The sequence below is a fragment of the Aeromicrobium sp. REDSEA-S38_B2 genome (assembly GCF_001628525.1).
In the GTDB taxonomy this organism is placed as follows: domain Bacteria; phylum Actinomycetota; class Actinomycetes; order Propionibacteriales; family Nocardioidaceae; genus Aeromicrobium; species Aeromicrobium erythreum.
The window spans coordinates 1-15,922 of record NZ_LUNH01000101.1 but is presented as its reverse complement, the minus strand read 5'-3'; the positions used below and the strand labels follow the sequence as shown (position 1 = coordinate 15,922).

The 15,922-nt window shown below is 72.8% G+C and carries 16 protein-coding genes and 2 pseudogenes; 5 read left to right on the top strand and 13 right to left on the bottom strand.

Annotated features, from left to right (window positions below; translation table 11 throughout):
• The first annotated feature begins 97 nt into the window (after nt 1-97).
• The gene (locus A6Q81_RS16410) at nt 98-835 is read left to right on the top strand and encodes a hypothetical protein (protein WP_067858740.1); all 738 of its coding nucleotides are present in this window, start codon (nt 98-100) and stop codon (nt 833-835) included.
• Between the two features lies 1 nt (nt 836).
• On the opposite strand, the gene A6Q81_RS16405 is transcribed toward A6Q81_RS16410, so the two are convergent.
• On the bottom strand, nt 837-1,847 hold the full coding sequence (locus A6Q81_RS16405; protein WP_067858743.1) for a PHP domain-containing protein: 1,011 nt from the start codon (nt 1,845-1,847) through the stop codon (nt 837-839).
• A 33-nt stretch (nt 1,848-1,880) separates the two neighbouring features.
• Here A6Q81_RS16405 and A6Q81_RS16400 point away from each other — a divergent pair, with 33 nt between their 5' ends.
• Nucleotides 1,881-2,150 carry an acylphosphatase gene (locus A6Q81_RS16400; protein WP_286691130.1) on the top strand — a complete coding sequence of 90 codons (270 nt, stop codon included), beginning with the start codon at nt 1,881-1,883 and terminating at the stop codon, nt 2,148-2,150.
• On the opposite strand, the gene era is transcribed toward A6Q81_RS16400, so the two are convergent.
• From era to hrcA, 8 genes are all read right to left on the bottom strand, one after another.
• Entirely contained in the window at nt 2,147-3,061 is a 915-nt protein-coding gene (gene era, locus A6Q81_RS16395) for a GTPase Era (protein ID WP_067858749.1), read from the bottom strand. The genes A6Q81_RS16400 and era overlap by 4 nt on opposite strands.
• Nucleotides 3,058-3,417, bottom strand: a complete 360-nt coding sequence (locus A6Q81_RS16390; RefSeq protein ID WP_286691129.1) for a cytidine deaminase-like protein — start codon at nt 3,415-3,417, stop codon at nt 3,058-3,060. Before A6Q81_RS16390 ends, era begins: the two co-directional genes overlap by 4 nt.
• A complete protein-coding gene (locus A6Q81_RS16385) occupies nt 3,410-4,705 on the bottom strand; it encodes a hemolysin family protein (protein WP_067858754.1) in 1,296 nt (431 codons plus the stop codon). Before A6Q81_RS16385 ends, A6Q81_RS16390 begins: the two co-directional genes overlap by 8 nt.
• A complete protein-coding gene (gene ybeY, locus A6Q81_RS16380) occupies nt 4,702-5,229 on the bottom strand; it encodes an rRNA maturation RNase YbeY (RefSeq protein WP_067858757.1) in 528 nt (175 codons plus the stop codon). Before ybeY ends, A6Q81_RS16385 begins: the two co-directional genes overlap by 4 nt.
• The gene (locus A6Q81_RS16375) at nt 5,207-6,229 is read right to left on the bottom strand and encodes a PhoH family protein (protein ID WP_286691128.1); all 1,023 of its coding nucleotides are present in this window, start codon (nt 6,227-6,229) and stop codon (nt 5,207-5,209) included. Before A6Q81_RS16375 ends, ybeY begins: the two co-directional genes overlap by 23 nt.
• Before the next feature lie 65 nt (nt 6,230-6,294).
• A complete protein-coding gene (locus tag A6Q81_RS16370; RefSeq protein WP_067858762.1) occupies nt 6,295-6,639 on the bottom strand; it encodes a histidine triad nucleotide-binding protein in 345 nt (114 codons plus the stop codon).
• Between the two features lie 44 nt (nt 6,640-6,683).
• Nucleotides 6,684-7,844 (bottom strand): molecular chaperone DnaJ, encoded by a 1,161-nt coding sequence (gene dnaJ / locus A6Q81_RS16365; RefSeq protein ID WP_286691127.1) that lies wholly within the window; start codon nt 7,842-7,844, stop codon nt 6,684-6,686.
• 16 nt (nt 7,845-7,860) lie between these two features.
• Nucleotides 7,861-8,898, bottom strand: coding sequence for a heat-inducible transcriptional repressor HrcA (gene hrcA, locus A6Q81_RS16360; RefSeq protein WP_067858767.1), 1,038 nt, complete (start codon nt 8,896-8,898; stop codon nt 7,861-7,863).
• Nucleotides 8,899-9,051: 153 nt separating this feature from the next.
• On the opposite strand from hrcA, the gene A6Q81_RS16355 reads away from it, so the two are divergent.
• On the top strand, nt 9,052-9,483 hold the full coding sequence (locus A6Q81_RS16355) for a hypothetical protein (protein ID WP_286691126.1): 432 nt from the start codon (nt 9,052-9,054) through the stop codon (nt 9,481-9,483).
• Nucleotides 9,476-10,324: a DUF3097 domain-containing protein gene (locus tag A6Q81_RS16350; RefSeq protein ID WP_067858773.1), complete on the top strand. Its 849-nt coding sequence runs from the start codon at nt 9,476-9,478 to the stop codon at nt 10,322-10,324. Before A6Q81_RS16355 ends, A6Q81_RS16350 begins: the two co-directional genes overlap by 8 nt.
• A gap of 81 nt (nt 10,325-10,405) precedes the next feature.
• Here A6Q81_RS16350 and A6Q81_RS16345 read toward each other — a convergent pair whose 3' ends face one another.
• From A6Q81_RS16345 to A6Q81_RS16335, 3 genes are all read right to left on the bottom strand, one after another.
• Nucleotides 10,406-11,311, bottom strand: coding sequence for a CHAP domain-containing protein (locus A6Q81_RS16345; RefSeq protein WP_286691125.1), 906 nt, complete (start codon nt 11,309-11,311; stop codon nt 10,406-10,408).
• A 146-nt stretch (nt 11,312-11,457) separates the two neighbouring features.
• Entirely contained in the window at nt 11,458-12,567 is a 1,110-nt protein-coding gene (hemW, locus tag A6Q81_RS16340) for a radical SAM family heme chaperone HemW (RefSeq protein WP_083516622.1), read from the bottom strand.
• Between the two features lie 54 nt (nt 12,568-12,621).
• Nucleotides 12,622-14,853 carry an AMP-dependent synthetase/ligase gene (locus tag A6Q81_RS16335; RefSeq protein ID WP_502692832.1) on the bottom strand — a complete coding sequence of 744 codons (2,232 nt, stop codon included), beginning with the start codon at nt 14,851-14,853 and terminating at the stop codon, nt 12,622-12,624.
• Between A6Q81_RS16335 and A6Q81_RS17420 the strand changes: the two are divergent.
• Nucleotides 14,782-15,402, top strand: a pseudogene (locus A6Q81_RS17420) (FAD-dependent oxidoreductase); the annotation flags it as partial. The gene A6Q81_RS16335 and the pseudogene A6Q81_RS17420 overlap by 72 nt on opposite strands.
• Before the next feature lie 117 nt (nt 15,403-15,519).
• Here the strand turns inward: A6Q81_RS17420 and tolA are convergent.
• Nucleotides 15,520-15,906, bottom strand: a pseudogene (tolA, locus tag A6Q81_RS17415) (cell envelope integrity protein TolA); the annotation flags it as partial.
• Between the last annotated feature and the right edge of the window lie 16 nt (nt 15,907-15,922).

Here is a 15,922-nt window from a genome sequence, read left to right as displayed (position 1 = left end):
TCGTCACCGTCGCCCTCGGCGTCGTGGTCGTCGCGGCGCACCGGCGCCGCCGCGCCGTCGACAGGACGGGGCTGGGCCGTCCTGGGACCATGGGGTCATGAACCTCCCCGAGGGACTGCCCACGCTGACGGCCGGCGCCCACGACGCCGACGCGGGCGAGGCCTGCGTCATGGAGTACGTCTCGGTCCTGGCCGGCGAGCCGTGGAGCGACCGGCCCGAGTGCACCCACCCGGTGCTCGCCCACGAGGCGCGCACCGCCAACGACCTCGCGAGCGACGCCGACCGGCACCGTCTGGTGCCGCTGGTCGGTCGCCTCTTCGGCACGGGCGACGACTCCGTCGAGCTGCGCACCCGGCTACGTCTCGCACAGGCCGCGCAGGTGCTCCGCCTCGTCGACCCGACGGCGCGCGTCAGCGTGCAGGGCTACGCCGACCACACGCAGCTGCTGCTCGCGTCGCACGACGTCGACGCGCTCGACGCCGCCGCGCAGGCGCGCGAGGTCGCGGCCGCCTGGGACGTCGCCCGCACCGCATCGCTGCACGGGGGCGACCTCGACCCGGCACACGCCGAGCACCACCGCACCGCGTCGCGCGTCATGGCCTTCGCGGCCGGGCCCGACCTCACCGCGCCCGAGGCGTGGTCGCTGGCGACCCTGGCTGCCGCGCACCGCGTGGCCGCCGGCGAGTGCCGCGCCGACTGCGGCGACGGCGAGGCCCGTGCCCGTCGCATGGTGCGCGAGCTCGGCGAGCTGATCGACGTCTACGACGACGTCACCGGCCGCGTGGCCGACGCCGTCGCCCCTCGCGACGCCGCCGCGCTCGCCGCGCGCCTCTGAGCTACCGGCGACCGGTCCAGGCCAGGAGATCCTCGAGTGGCCAGGTGGTCACGATGCGCTCGAGCGGCACGCCCAGAGCGGCAGCTCGCGCACAGCCGTGGTCGAGGAAGTCGAGCTGGCCGGGGGCGTGCGCGTCGGAGTCGATGCTGAACAGGCAGCCGGCCTCGAGCGCCAGCCGCACGAGGTCGTCCGGCGGGTCGGCCCGCTCGGGACGGGCGTTGATCTCCACGGCCACGTCGTGCTCGGCGCACGCCGCGAACACCCGGCGCGCGTCGAACCGGCTCGGCGGACGAGTACCTCGTCCCCCCTCCACCAGCCGACCCGTGCAGTGGCCGAGCACGTCGGTCGCCGGGTTCCTGACGGCGGCGAGCATGCGTCGCGTCATCGCGATGCTGTCGGCGCGCAGGTCGGAGTGCACGCTCGCCACCACGACGTCGAGCCGGTCGAGCAGCGCCGGGTCCTGGTCCAGCGACCCGTCCTTCAGGATGTCGACCTCGATGCCCGACAGCACCCGGGTGCCCTCCACCTGCGCGTCGACGTCGGCGACCAGCTCCAGCTGGGCCTCCAGCCGGTCCGCGGTCAGGCCGTTGGCCACCGTCAGGCGTGGTGAGTGGTCGGTGATCGCGACGTACTCGTGCCCGAGGCGCGCCGCCGTCCGGGCCATGACCTCCAGCGGCGAGCCGCCGTCGGACCAGTCCGTGTGGGTGTGCAGGTCGCCGCGGACGGCCGCACGGACCCGCTCGCCGCCGGCGACGAGCGGCCCCTCGCCCTCCTCCCGGAGGGTGGCGAGGTAGTCGGGCACCCGACCCTCGACCACCTCGCGCACCACCCCGGCCGTGCGCTCGCCGATCCCGTCGAGCGAGCGCAGCCGCCCCTCCCGGGCGAGCTGCTCGACGTCGTCGCGGTCGCGCAGCACGTCGGCGGCCCGCCGGAACGCCTCCACGCGGTAGCTCGAGGCGCGAGCGCGCTCCAGCCAGAACGCGACCTCCTCGAGCGCGGTCACCGGGTCCATGCGTCCATCGTGCCCCGGGCCTACGGTGGGCGCATGATCCGTCGCCACGTCGTCGTCTCCGGCCGCGTCCAGGGTGTCTTCTACCGTGCGTCGCTCGAGCGTGAGGCGCACGCCGGCGACGTGGCCGGGTGGGTGCGCAACCGCGACGACGGCGCGGTCGAGGCGGTGCTCGAGGGCGAGCCTGCCGCCGTCGAGCGCGTGCTCGCGTGGTGCCGCCAGGGGCCACCGCGCGCGGAGGTCACCGACGTCGCGGTCGAGGAGGAGGAGCCGGTCGGCGAGACCGGCTTCAGGACCCGCGGCTAGAACCCGAGCTTGCGCAGCTGCTTGGGGTCGCGCTGCCAGTCCTTCGCTACCTTGACGTGCAGGTCGAGGTGGACGGGAGTCCCGAGCAGCCGCTCGACCTGGGTGCGCGAGACCGTGCCGATCTCCTTCAGGCGCGCACCCTTGCGCCCGATGACGATGCCCTTCTGGCTGTCGCGCTCGACGTAGACGTTGACCCGGACGTCGAGCAGCGGACGGTCGGCCGGACGGTCCTCGCGCGGCACCATCTCCTCGACGACCACGGCGATCGAGTGCGGCAGCTCGTCGTGCACGCCCTCCAGAGCGGCCTCGCGGACGATCTCCGCGACGATCGTCTCCTCCGGCTCGTCGGTGAGCTGGCCCTCCGGGTACATGGGCGGACCTTCGGGCAGCGTGGCGACGAGCAGGTCGGCGAGCAGGTCGACCTGGTCGCCGGCGACCGCGGAGACCGGCACGATGTCGCGCCACACGAGACCGGCCGCCTCACCGGCCGACTGGACCGCGAGCAGCTGCTCCCCCACCCGCTCGGGGGCGACGAGGTCGGTCTTGGTGACCACGGCGAGCACGGGCGTGCGGCGGATCTTCGCGAGCTCCTCGACGAGGAAGCGGTCGCCGGGCCCGACCTTCTGGTCCGCGGGGAAGCACATGGCGATGGTGTCGACCTCGGCCCACGTGGTGCGGACGATGTCGTTGAGGCGCTGGCCGAGGGTGTTGCGCGGACGGTGCAGACCCGGCGTGTCGACGAGGACGAGCTGCGCGTCGTCGCGGTGCACGAGCCCGCGGATCGCGTGCCGGGTGGTCTGCGGCTTGGAGGAGGTGATCGCCACCTTCTCGCCGACGAGCGCGTTCGTGAGCGTCGACTTGCCCGCGTTGGGGCGGCCGACGAAGCAGGCGAAGCCGGAGCGGAAGGTCACGTCAGGGTCCCCTCGACGACCGTGCCGGCCGTGTCGGCGCGGAACACCGGGACACCCGCCCCGGCGAGGTCGCGCACCGCACCGACGTCGGGCAGCGCGTCGGCGACGACGAGCGCCGCCTCGAGACCGCGCGCGCCGGAGGAGACGGCCATGGCGACGGCGAGGTCGAGCGCGCCGACGTGCAGCGACGCCAGCGCGACGTCGGCCGCGGCGTACGTGCGACCGTCGAGGTCGCGCACCGCGGCACCTGCCGGCGCCTGGGTGCGCGCGCGGGTGGCGCGGGCCAGGGTGGCGAGCTTCGCGTCCTCCGGTCCGGGAGCCGGGTCGAGAGCGTGGGCGGGGGTGGGGTCAGCCACGGGATCCTCCGGGGACGGGGTCGGGGTCGGACGGGACGTCGACGCGCGAGACGTGCACGCGTCCGATGCGGTTGCGGCGGCCGCTCGGGGCCTCGGCGACGAGCCGCAGGCCCTCCACCTCCACCGTGCTGCCGGGGATGGGGACCTTGCCGAGGTGCTTGGCGAGCAGGCCGCCGACGGAGTCGACGTCCTCGTCGTCGAGGTCGACGTCGAACAGCTCGCCGAGGTCGTCGACGTCGTAGCGGGCGCTCACCCGGTACGACCCGTCGGAGAGGCTCTCGAGCTCGTCGGGCTCGGTGTCGTACTCGTCGGTGATCTCGCCGACGATCTCCTCGAGGATGTCCTCGATCGTGACCATGCCCGACGTGCCGCCGAACTCGTCGACGACGATCGCGACGTGCGTGCGCTGCGCCTGCATCTCCTTGAGGAGGTCGTCGGCCGGCTTCGTGTCGGGCACGAACAGGCACGGACGCATGATGGAGTCGATGCGCTCGGTCGACTCCGCGACGTGGTTGTCGAAGACCCGCTTCGTGACGTCCTTCAGGTACGCCATGCCCAGCACGTCGTCGAGGTTCTCGCCGATGACCGGCACCCGCGAGTAGCCGCTGCGCAGGCACAGCGACATCGCCTGGCGCAGCGTCTTGGACTGCTCGATGAACACGAGGTCCGGGCGCGGCACCATGACCTCGCGCACGATCGTGTCGCCCAGCTCGAAGACCGACTGGATCATGCGTGACTCGTCGGACTCGATGACGCTGCTGGCGGCGGCGAGGTCGACGAGCTCGCGCACCTCGACCTCCGACGCGAACGGTCCCTCACGGAAGCCGCGACCGGGGGTGAGCGCGTTGCCGAGCACGATGAGCAGCCGGGGCACCGGTCCGAGCAGGGCGGTGAGCAGCCGCACCGGACCGGCCGACGCGAGCGCCACGGCCTCGGAGTGCTGGCGACCGAGCGTCCGCGGCCCGACGCCGATGAGGACGTAGGAGACGACGACCATGATCGCCACGGCGACGACGATCTGCCACCACAGCCCGCCGACGACGTCGTCGACCACGAGCGCGACGAGCACGACGGCCGCCGTCTCGCAGACCACCCGCAGCAGCAGCACCGTGTTGAGGGCGGGTGCGGGGTCCTCGAGGATCCGGCCGAGGGGCACGGCGCCGCCGCGACCCTCCTCGCGCAGCTCCGCGGCGCGGGCGCGCGAGAACGACGACAGCGCGGCGTCGACGCTCGCCAGCGTGCCCGCCGCGACCGCCAGGACGACCGACGCGACGATCGCGACCGTCATCGCAGGCTGCCTCCGTCGGCGCCCGGTCGGGGCTCGACGACGCCGTCCTCGACGTCCCCGCCCGCCGCGACCTGCTGCCACTCCAGCAGCAGCCGACCCTGGATGCCGAACATCTCGGCGTGCTCCTCGGGCGTGGCGTGGTCGAAGCCGAGCAGGTGCAGGATGCCGTGCGTGGTGAGCAGGTCGATCTCGTCGGACACGTCGTGGCCGGCGGCCGGCGCCTGCTGCGCCGCCACCTGCGGGCAGAGGGCGATGTCGCCGAGGTAGCCCTCGGGCTCGTCCTCCGGCTCGCGGTCGCGCCGTCCGGGCGACAGCTCGTCCATCGGGAAGGACAGCACGTCGGTGGGGCCCTTCTTGTCCATCCACTGCTCGTTGAGCACGGCGATGGTGTCGGTGTCGACGAGGCGGACCGTCAGCTCGGTGGCCGGGTGCAGCCGCATGCGCCGCATGACGAAGCGGCACAGCCGGGTGAGGGCGACGACGTCGACGCCCTGGCCGGACTCATCGAGGACGTCGACGTTCATGCTCCACCTGTCCCGCGGCCGGGGCCGACTCGTTCTCGAACGCGTCGTACGCGGCGACGATGCGCCCGACGAGCTTGTGCCGCACGACGTCGCTCGAGGTCAGCGTCGCGAAGTGGATGTCCTTGACGTCCGCGAGGATGTCGCGCACGACCCGCAGGCCGCTCTTCTGGCCCGACGGGAGGTCGACCTGGCTCACGTCGCCGGTGACCACGATCTGCGAGCCGAAGCCGAGCCGGGTCAGGAACATCTTCATCTGCTCGGGGGTGGTGTTCTGCGCCTCGTCGAGGATGATGAAGGCGTCCTGGAGCGTGCGGCCGCGCATGTAGGCCAGCGGGGCGATCTCGATGGTGCCGCTCGTGAGGAGCTTGGGGATCGTCTCGGGGTCGAGCATGTCGTGCAGCGCGTCGTACAGCGGGCGAAGGTACGGGTCGATCTTCTCGCTCAGCGTGCCGGGCAGGTAGCCCAGCCGCTCCCCCGCCTCGACGGCGGGTCGGATCAGGATGATGCGGGTGATCTCCTTGGCCTGCAGCGCCTGGACGGCCTTGGCCATCGCGAGGTAGGTCTTGCCCGTACCGGCCGGGCCGATGCCGAAGACGATCGTGTTCTGGTCGATCGCGTCGACGTACTTCTTCTGGTTCAGCGTCTTCGGCCGGATGGTGCGGCCCCGGTTGCTGAGGATGTTGAGGCTGAGCACCTCGGCCGGGCGCTCCTGCGTCTCGGTGCGCAGCATGCCGATGGAGCGCTCGACGGTCTCGGCGGTGAGTCCCTGGCCCGTGCGCACGATGGCGACGAGCTCGTCGAGCAGCCGCTCGACGAGCGCGACCTCGGCCGGGGCGCCGGTGACGGTCAGCTGGTTGCCCCGCGCGTGGACCGCCGCGTCGAACGCGTCCTCGACGATGCGCAGGTACTCGTCGCCCGGTCCGTAGAGGGAGACGGTGTCGATGCTGGTCGGGACGGTGAACGTGTGGGGACGCTGGTCCCCGGGAGAATCAGGAGTCATGTGTGCCCCCATGGTACGGGGGTGCGCCGACACGTCGACAGCGCCGGACCGCGGCGCCCGTGCGCTCAGCCCGGCGGCCAGCCGAGCGAGCGCCCGGCGAGCACGTGCCCGTGGCAGTGGAACACCGTCTGGTGCGCGTCGGCACCGGTGTTGAAGACGAGCCGGTAGGAGCCGCCCGCCTCGTCGGCGACGCGGCGGGCCAGGCGCAGCAGGCCCACGGCCGCCTCCGGCTCGGCCTCGGCCAGGCTGCCGACATCGGGCTGGTGGACACGCGGGATGACGAGCACGTGCGTGGGTGCCTGCGGGCTGATGTCGCGGAACGCCACGGCGTGCTCGTCCTGCGCGACGACGTCGGCGGGCACCTCGCCCTCGACGATCTTGCAGAACAGGCAGTCGGCGCTGGGGCTCATGGTCCCTTCCTACCGCACCCGGCGGCCCGCGACGAGGCCGCCACTCAGCGGAAGGCGTCCTTGATGCGGCCGAAGACGCTGCCGCGGTGGGTGCTGCCGAGCTGCGCCTCGGGACGCTCCTCGTCGCGCAGGGCGGCCAGCTGCTTCAGCAGGTCGCGCTGCGCGTCGTCGAGCTCGTCCGGGGTCTGCACGACGATCTCGACGACGAGGTCGCCGCGACCCGGTCCCCGCAGGCGCGGCACGCCCTGGCCGCGCAGCGTGAGCGTCTCGCCCGACTGGATGCCGGCCGGCACCTCGAGCCCGACGACCTCCGGGCCGTCCTCGTCGGCCAGGTCGGCCTCGAGGGTCGGCAGGTCGACGTGCGTGCCGAGCGCAGCGGCCGTCATGGGCAGCGTCACCTGGCAGCGCAGCTGGTCGCCCTTGCGGGTGAAGACGGGGTGGCGAGCCACCTCGACCTCGATGTAGAGGTCGCCCGCCGGACCCCCGCCCGGGCCGACCTCCCCCTCGCCGGCGAGCTGGATGCGGGTGCCCTGGTCGACGCCGGCCGGGATCGAGACCGTGATCGAGCGGCGCGAGCGGACGCGGCCGTCGCCGTGGCACTCGTGGCAGGGGTCCTGGATGACGGTGCCGAACCCGTGGCAGGTCGGGCACGGGCGGGCCGTGCGGACGCTGCCGAGCGGCGTGCGCTGGACCTGCTGCACCTCGCCGTGGCCGTGGCACGTGCCGCAGGTGACCGTCGCCGAGTCGTCCTCGGCGCCGCTGCCCGAGCAGCGCTCGCAGACCACGGCGGTGTCGACCTTGATCTCGCGCGTGACGCCGAACGCAGCCTCGGCGAGGTCGACCTGCAGACGCAGCAGCGCGTCCTGCCCCCGCTGCACGCGCGAGCGCGGACCACGGCTGCTGCTGCCACCACCGCCGAAGAAGGCGTCCATGATGTCGTCGAAGCTGAACCCGGCGCCTCCGCCGAAGCCGCCCGCGCCGCCCCCGCCGCCGAGCGGGTTGCCGCCGCGGTCGTACACGGCACGCTTCTGGGGGTCCGACAGCACCTCGTACGCGGTGGTGACCTCCTTGAAGCGGTCGGCGGCGTCGGGGGCGTCGTTCACGTCGGGGTGCAGCTGGCGCGCCAGCTTGCGGTACGCCTTCTTCATCTCCTCGGGCGTCGCCGACCGGGAGACGCCGAGCAGCGCGTAGTAGTCCTGTGCCATACGTCCTTCGTCCTGTTCAGCCGTCCGCGAGCTGTCGCCCGACGTAGCGGGCGACCGCGCCGACGGCGGCCATGGTTCCGGGGTAGTCCATGCGGGTGGGTCCGAGCGTGCCGAGCATCGCCAGCGCCTGCTCGGAGGTGCCGTACGCCGACGAGACGACCGCCGTGCCGGGCAGTCCCTCGGTCCCGGTCTCCAGACCGATGCGCACGGTGGGGTCGGTGGTGGCCTCGCCGAGCAGCTTCAGCAGCACGACCTGCTCCTCCAGCGCCTCCAGCACGGGGCGGATGGAGGTGTCGAAGTCGCGACCGAAGCGCGCGAGGTTCGCGGTGCCGCCGACGGCGACGCGCTCGTCGCTGCGCTCGTCGGAGAACACGTGGGTGAGCGTCGTGACCACGGAGGTCACGAGGGGGCGGTCGGCGGGCGCGAACGTGCCGATCACGTCGGCGAGGCGCAGCGACGCCTCGGGCAGGCGCTGGCCCACCGCCGCCGTCATGATGCGCGAGCGGACGTCGGACAGCAGACCGTCGCCCGGCGTGGCCTCGAGCTCGACGATGCGCTGCTCGACGCGACCGCTGCTGGTGATGACGACCACGAGCACGCGGGCGCCCTCGAGCGCCACGACCTCGACGTGACGCACCGTGGAGCGGGTCAGCGACGGGTACTGCACGATCGCGACCTGGTTGGTGAGCTGGGCGAGCACCTTGACGCTGCGCTGCACGACGTCGTCGACGTCGACGGCGCCGCCCAGGAACGTCTCGATCGCGCGACGCTCGGGCGACGTGAGCGCCTTGACCTGCGAGAGCCGGTCGACGAACAGCCGGTACCCCTTGTCGGTGGGCACGCGACCCGCGCTCGTGTGGGGCTGGGCGATGAGGCCCTCCTCCTCCAGCACGGCCATGTCGTTGCGGATGGTGGCCGGCGAGACGCCGAGCTGGTGACGCTCGACGAGGGCGCGGGAGCCGACCGGCTCCTGGGTCTCGACGTAGTCCTCGACGATGGCGCGCAGGACCTCCAGGCGACGGTCCTCGGACGGGAGACGACGGTCCTCCGGCACGGCGCTCTCCTCCTCTGGGACGGTCTCGGCTGGACGGTGCGTGGCTCGGGTGCGACGACGCCGGACGGCCTCGGGCGCGCACGGCGCAGACGGGGTCCGTCGGCGCGGCGTGGCGCTTTGGCACTCACCAGGCGCAAGTGCCAGTCTAGCGCCGTGGGAGCAATCGGGAGCGAGGGTGAGGTCGTCTCGGTCGCGGGTCGCTCGCGCACCCTGACGTACCGGCCGCGCCGGGTGACGCTCTCCGACGGCACGTTCCTCCTGCACGAGTCGCGCGGCGGCACGCTGAGCTCGGTGTGGGCCGCCGACCTCGGCGACCTCTTCGTCGAGGTGGTGCACCTGGGGCACGGCCCCGTCGGCGGCGAGCTGGTGCTCGTCGTCCCCGACGGCGACACCGTGGCCCTCGGCGACCTCGTCCCGCCCCTCGACGTCGTGCCGAGCACCGCGCAGCCCAGCTGGGCGCAGGCCGTCGACCTCGCCGTCGGGCTGACCCGCTCGTCCACGCGGATCCTCACGAGCAGCGGCGAGATCGGCCGCGACGACCTCGAGGCGTTCCACCAGACCTTGCTGGGCGTGCTCCATGGCTGAGACCCGAGGGTGGGGTCGCTACGGCGACGACGTGCTCGCCGGCGACTGGAAGGCGCCCCCGCGCGGGCGCTCGACCGAGGTGCCCGCCGAGCTCGGGATGGTCGTCGAGGAGGTCACGACGGGCTGGTGCGGCGAGGTGGTGCGTGTCGAGCGCGACCTCGGCACCGTGGCCCTGGAGGACCGGCGCCTCAAGATCAAGGTCTTCCCCCTCGGACCGGGCTTCCTGCTCGAGGGCAGGCCGGTGGTGCTGGTCGCCCCGTCCGGCGCCGCCCCGCGGCAGCCCGCCCGCACGGCGTCGGGATCGCGTGCGGTGGCCGGGCAGCGGGCGCGCGTGGCCCTGCCGAGCCGGATCCTCGTGGAGGGCAAGCACGACGCCGAGCTGGTCGAGAAGGTCTGGGGCGACGACCTGCGTGTCGAGGGCGTCGCCGTGGAGATGCTGCACGGCGTCGACGACCTGGTGGGCGTGGTCGACGACTTCGACCCAGGCCCCGACCGCCGGCTCGGGATCCTGGTGGACCACCTCGTGCCCGGCTCGAAGGAGTCGCGCATCGCGGCCAGGCTGTCCGGCCGACCCCACGTGCTCGTCGTCGGCCACCCGTACGTCGACGTCTGGCAGGCCGTGAAGCCCGCCCGGCTCGGCGTCGCCGCGTGGCCGGTCGTCCCGCGCCACCTGGAGTGGAAGCGCGGGGTGTGCGCCGCGTTCGGCTGGCCGCACGCCGAGCAGGCCGACGTGGCCCGCGCGTGGCAGCACATCCTCTCCCGGGTCGACTCCTGGACCGACCTGGAGCCGGAGTTCCTCGGTCGCGTCGAGGAGCTCATCGACTTCGTCACCGCCCCGTAACGGGCGGCTCCTCGCCGTACCGTCGGTGCCTGGGCAGCGAGACGGCCCGGGACCAGGTGGTCCCGGGCCGTCGCGCCTCCCTCAGTCCTGCAGCCCCGACTGCACCGTCGGCACGGTCGGGGTCGGTGCCGGGGTGGGCGTGAGCCACTCCGTCCGCGGCAGCACGCGTCCGAGCACGTTGCCGTCCTCGACGAGGTCGAGGGTCGCGACACCGAGCAGCGTGTCCTTGCCCCGCGTGCGCTCGGTGTTGTGCGCGTACAGGTAGGCCCGCACCGGTCCCCTCGTCTGCACGGTGCGCCGCCACGTGAACTTGTAGTAGGCGGTGCTGAACGAGAACGTCTCGACGGGTCGCACCCCGTTCGCCGCGTCGAGCGGTGCGCCGAGCGCCACGGTGTAGTCGACGTCCTTGCCCCACCGGTCGGGCTCGCTGGCCATGCCGCTGACCGACACCTTGCCGTCCTCGGACCTCATCGACTCGAGCAGCCCCGACGGCGAGCCGTCCGACGTCGGGTAGCGGACGAAGCCCGACGGCCACGCCGAGCCGCGGCGCACGACGCGCCACATGAACGTGCCGTTCATGTTGTCCTCCGAGACCACGATCGACCCGTCGGCGCGGACCCGCTCGACGATCGCGACGTGGCCCTTCTCCCCGGAGTAGCCCTTGTAGGCGTCCCACCAGGCGACGTCGCCGCGACGCGGGGCGTAGCTGCGCACCGGGACGCCGGCCGCCCGGGCCGCCCGGCCCCACGTGCGGGCCGCGTCGGTACCCGGCGGGCGTGCCACCAGACGGTTCTTCGTCAGCCGGTAGGCGACGTAGTTCGTGCAGTTGCGGCCCGGCGTCTGGTTCCAGAAGGACGTCGACCGGACGGAGCCGTAGCCACCGTCGCTGTACCCCTTCGCCTTGCACTGCGTGTAGCTCGTGCAGAGCACGGTCCTCGCCGCGTCCGCCGATGTCGGTATACCAAAAATGGCCAATCCGATGAGCATGCTGATCACCGTTGGCCAATGCGCGATGCGCATTGCTCCCTCGCCAACTCCCCCGAGTTGCTGTTTTTCCCACGTGAACCGTAAGTCCTCGACGAAGGTCCTGCATCGCGAATGACTAAAGTCCCGAAAAGTGAGAGGAACCTCCGCTATGGGGTCAGCTGTCGGACGACGGCGTCGGCGAGCAGCCGGCCCTCCAGGGTGAGCACGAGCCGCTCGTCGCCGAGCAGCAGGCCGCGGTCGCGCAGGTCGGGCACCTCCGCCCGTCCGGCGGCGTCGAGGGCGTCGAGGGCCAGGCCCTCGCGCAGGCGCAGCTCGAGCATCACCTGCTCCAGCCGGCGGCCGGCCGCGTCGACGACCTCGCTGCCCGCCTCGACCGACTCGCCGCGCTCGAGCCGCTGCGCGTAGGCCGCAGGGTGCTTGACGTTCCACCAGCGTCGCCCGGCCAGGTGCGAGTGCGCGCCGGGGCCGACGCCCCACCAGTCCGCCCCGTGCCAGTAGAGCAGGTTGTGGCGGCAGCGGGCGTCGGCGTCACGGGCCCAGTTCGACAGCTCGTACCACCCGAGCCCGGCCTCGGACAGGACCGCATCGGCGAGCAGGTACTTGTCGGCCGTCTCGTCGTCGTCGGGCATGACCACCTCGCCGCGGCGGACCTTGCGGGCGAAGGCCGTCCCGTCCTCGACGATGAGGGCGTACGCGGACACGTGGTCGGGCTCGAGCGCGACCGTGGCGTCGAGCGTGGTGCGCCAGTCGTCGACGGACTCCCCCGGCGTGCCGTAGATCAGGTCGACGCTGACCTGCTCGAAGCCGGCCTCGCGCGCCCAGCGGACCGCCTGCGGCACCCGTGCGGGGTCGTGGGTGCGGTCGAGCGTCGCCAGCACGTGCGGGACCGCCGACTGCATGCCGAAGGAGATCCGCGTGAAGCCGCCCTCGCGCAGCCGGGCGAGCGACGCGGGTGTGACGCTGTCGGGGTTGGCCTCCGTCGTCACCTCGGCGTCGGGGGCCAGCCCGAGGTGCTCGTCGAGCGCGCGGAGCACCCGGACGAGGTCGTCGGCGGGCAGCTGCGTCGGCGTGCCGCCGCCGAAGAACACGGTCTCGACGGGCCGGCGTCCGAGCACCTCGGCGGCGCGACGCACCTCGGCGATCGCCGACGACGCGTAGGTGGCGCGGGTGGCACCCTCGCCGAGCTCGTCGGCCGTGTAGGTGTTGAAGTCGCAGTAGCCGCACCGCACGGAGCAGAACGGCACGTGCACGTACATGCCGAGGGGCCGGTCACCCTCGGTGACCGGCCCCTCGGCGTACGACTGCACCGCTCAAGCGTAGAAGGAGTCCAGCAGGTCCTTGTGGTTGGCCTCCACGACCGCGCGCTTGACCTTCATGCTCGGCGTCAGCTCGCCGGACTCGACCGAGAGGTCGTGGTCGAGGATCTCCCACTTCTTGATGGTCTCCCAGCGGTTGAGGCGCTGGTTGAGCTCCTCGACCTGCTCGGAGACGATCGCGTGGATCTCGGGCGACTTCACGACCTCGGCGTAGGACTTGCCCTGCATGCCGTGGGCCTCGGCCCACTCGGCCACCGCGTCGGGGTCGAGGGTGATGAGCGCCGAGCAGAAGTTGCGCTCGTTGCCGTGCACGATGATCTGCGACGTCATCGAGCTGATGCCCTTGAAGACGCCCTCGATGTGCGGCGGGGCGACGTACTTGCCCCCGGAGGTCTTGAAGAGCTCCTTCTTGCGGCCGGTGATGAAGAGGAACCCGTCCTCGTCGACGCGACCCTCGTCGCCCGTGTGCAGCCAGCCGTCGTCGGTGACGGTGGTGGCGCTCTCGGACTCGAGGTTGTGGTAGCCACGCATGACGCCGGGACCCTTGATCAGGATCTCGCGGTCGTCGGCGACGCGGACCTCGGTGCCCGGCATGACCAGGCCGACCGAGCCGAGCTTGAACGCGTCGGGGTGGTTCACGAAGGAGCCCGCGCTGGTCTCGGTGAGGCCGTAGCCCTCGAGGATGAGCACGCCCGCGGCGTGGAACCACTCGGCGATGTCGGGCGACAGGGCCGCGGCGCCGGAGATGAAGAAGCGGACCCGCCCACCGAACCGGGCGCGCACCTTGGAGAAGACGAGCTTGTCGGCAACGGCGTGCTTGGCCTTCAGCGCGGGCGAGACCGGCTTGCCGGCCCGGACGGCGCGCGAGTGCTCGAGGCCGACCTTCTCCGCCCAGCGGAAGATCTTGAGCTTCGCGCCACCCTCCTCCTCGGTCATGTTGATGATGCGGCCGTAGGCCTTCTCGAAGATGCGCGGCGCCGCGCCCATGAAGGTCGGCTTCACGATGGCGAGGTTCTCGACGATCTTCGGCACGCGACCGTCGATCGCGGCGGCGAAGCCGATCTGCAGTTGCGTCGTGAGCAGCACCTTGCCGAAGGAGTGCGCCATCGGCAGCCAGCGGAACTCGAGGTCGTCGGGCGTCAGGAAGCCGCCGGCGGCGATGGCCGCACCCTCGTAGGTCCACCCGTCGTGGGCGAGGCGGACGCCCTTCGGGCGGCCCGTGGTGCCGGAGGTGTAGATGAGGGTCGCAAGGTCGTCGCGGCTGATGGCGGCGACGCGGTCCGTCACGGCGGTGGGGTTCGAGGCCAGGTGCTCCGAGCCCAGGGCCTCGAGGTCGTCGAGGGAGATGATCCAGTCGCCGTCGGTGAGGGTGCTGGCGAACGTGACGACCTTGACGACGTCGGGCAGCTCGGAGCGGATCTCGAGCAGCTTCTTGACCTGCTCGTCGTCCTCGGCGAAGACGACGCGGCTGGCGGAGTCGGTGAGGATGTACTTCTCGTCGTCGACCGTCGTGGTCGGGTAGACGGTCGTCGTGGCGGCACCGGCGGCGTTGACGCCGAGGTCGGCGAAGATCCACTCGTAGCGGGTGCCGGACACGATGGCGACGCGCTCCTCCGGCTGCACGCCGAGCGCGACGAGGCCGGCGGCGATGCGGTCGACCTGCTCGCCGGTCTGCGCCCAGGTGAGCGAGTGCCAGGTCTCGTTCTCGTCGGGGAAGCGGTACGCCTCCCGGTTCGGCGAGGCAGCGACACGGTCGTAGAACATCGTCGCCACGTTCGGCGCGCGGTCCTCGACGATCTTGAGCTGCTCGGGCGTTGCGGTCTGCGGCATGGGTGTCCTCACACGACGTTCCGGGGGAATGTGGTGCCGCTCACCATAACCTACCCGCCGGTCACTCCCGGAGGGCCCGATCGATCGGTTGCGCCGCTCATCCATCGGACGACCGGACCTCCTGAGGACCCGTCGCCCGGCCTGCAACCCGAGGCGTCCGCGGCGGCGTCGGCGTGCTTCCGCCCGCCGTCGGCAGCCTCGCCGCACCGTGCCGGATCGCGGACACGATGGGATCGTGGACCCATGGCGGAACGGGTGGACGTGGTGATCGTCGGAGCAGGACTCGCGGGGCTGGCCTGCGCGACGACGCTGCAGCGGCGTGGCGTGGACGCCCGACTGCTGGAGGCCTCGGACGTGGTGGGCGGGCGCGTGGCCACCGACGTGGTCGACGGCCACCTCTGCGACGTCGGCTTCCAGCTGCTCAACCCGGCGTACCCGGCGCTGCGCGACCTGGTCGACCTCGACGCGCTCGACCTGCAGCCGTTCGCGGCCGGGGTGCGGGTCCGTCGTGGTGGCTCCGTGGCGACCCTCGGCGACCCGCGCCGCGAGCCGCGTCTGCTCGCACCCACCCTGCGCAGCGGTCTGCTGCGCCCCCGTGAGCTGGCGGCCCTGGCCCGGTGGGCGGCACCGATCCTGGGCGGCGAGGGGCACGTCCTGCGGCGGGCCGACGACACGGTGGCGGCGTCGCTCGACGCGGCCGGTGTCCGCGGCCCGCTGCGCCGGCAGGTGCTGGAGCCGTTCCTGGCCGGCGTCCTGGCCGACGACACCGGGGCCACGTCGGCCCGGTACGCACGCCTGCTGGTCCGCTGGTTCCTGCTCGGCACACCGGCGGTGCCCGGCGACGGCATGAGAGCCCTGCCCGCCCGGCTCGCGGGCGGCCTGCGTCGTCCGGCCGAGACGGGCGTCCGGGTGCTCGGCGTCGACCGTGGCGCCGAGGGCGTCACCGTCCGCACGGGGTCGGGGTCGCTCCGGGCCCGCGCCGTCGTCGTCGCGACCGACGTGCAGGACGCGGTCGGCCTGGGCGCGGTTGGTGTCGTTGACGCCGGTCTGACGCGCCACGGTGGGGCGCCCGCGCAATTTGCCGTCCGTGTCGAGCTGGAAGCGCACATAGGTGACGATCTTCTCGACCTCCGGGCCGTTCGGCGGCTGCCAGTGCGGCTTGATCTGGCGCGCGACGGCGGACGCGATCGAGGCCTTGGCGCTTGCCCCGATCTGCGAGGCGGGCGTGCGGGTTTCGGTGCTGGTGGCGCTGTCGCCTGCTCCGGCGAGGAAATTGTCGCCGATGCGCGAAGCGCCTCCGGTCCGGGCAGCGGGTTGCGCCGGGCGTTCGGCAGTGCGGGTAGGCGCCTCGGCACGGCGCGACGGGGCAGGCGCAGGTGCGGGCGTGCGCGCACGTTCCGTCCGGCGGGGCGTGGGGCGCTCTGCCGCACGCGGTGCCGGGCGTTCCACTGGACGGGTTACGGGC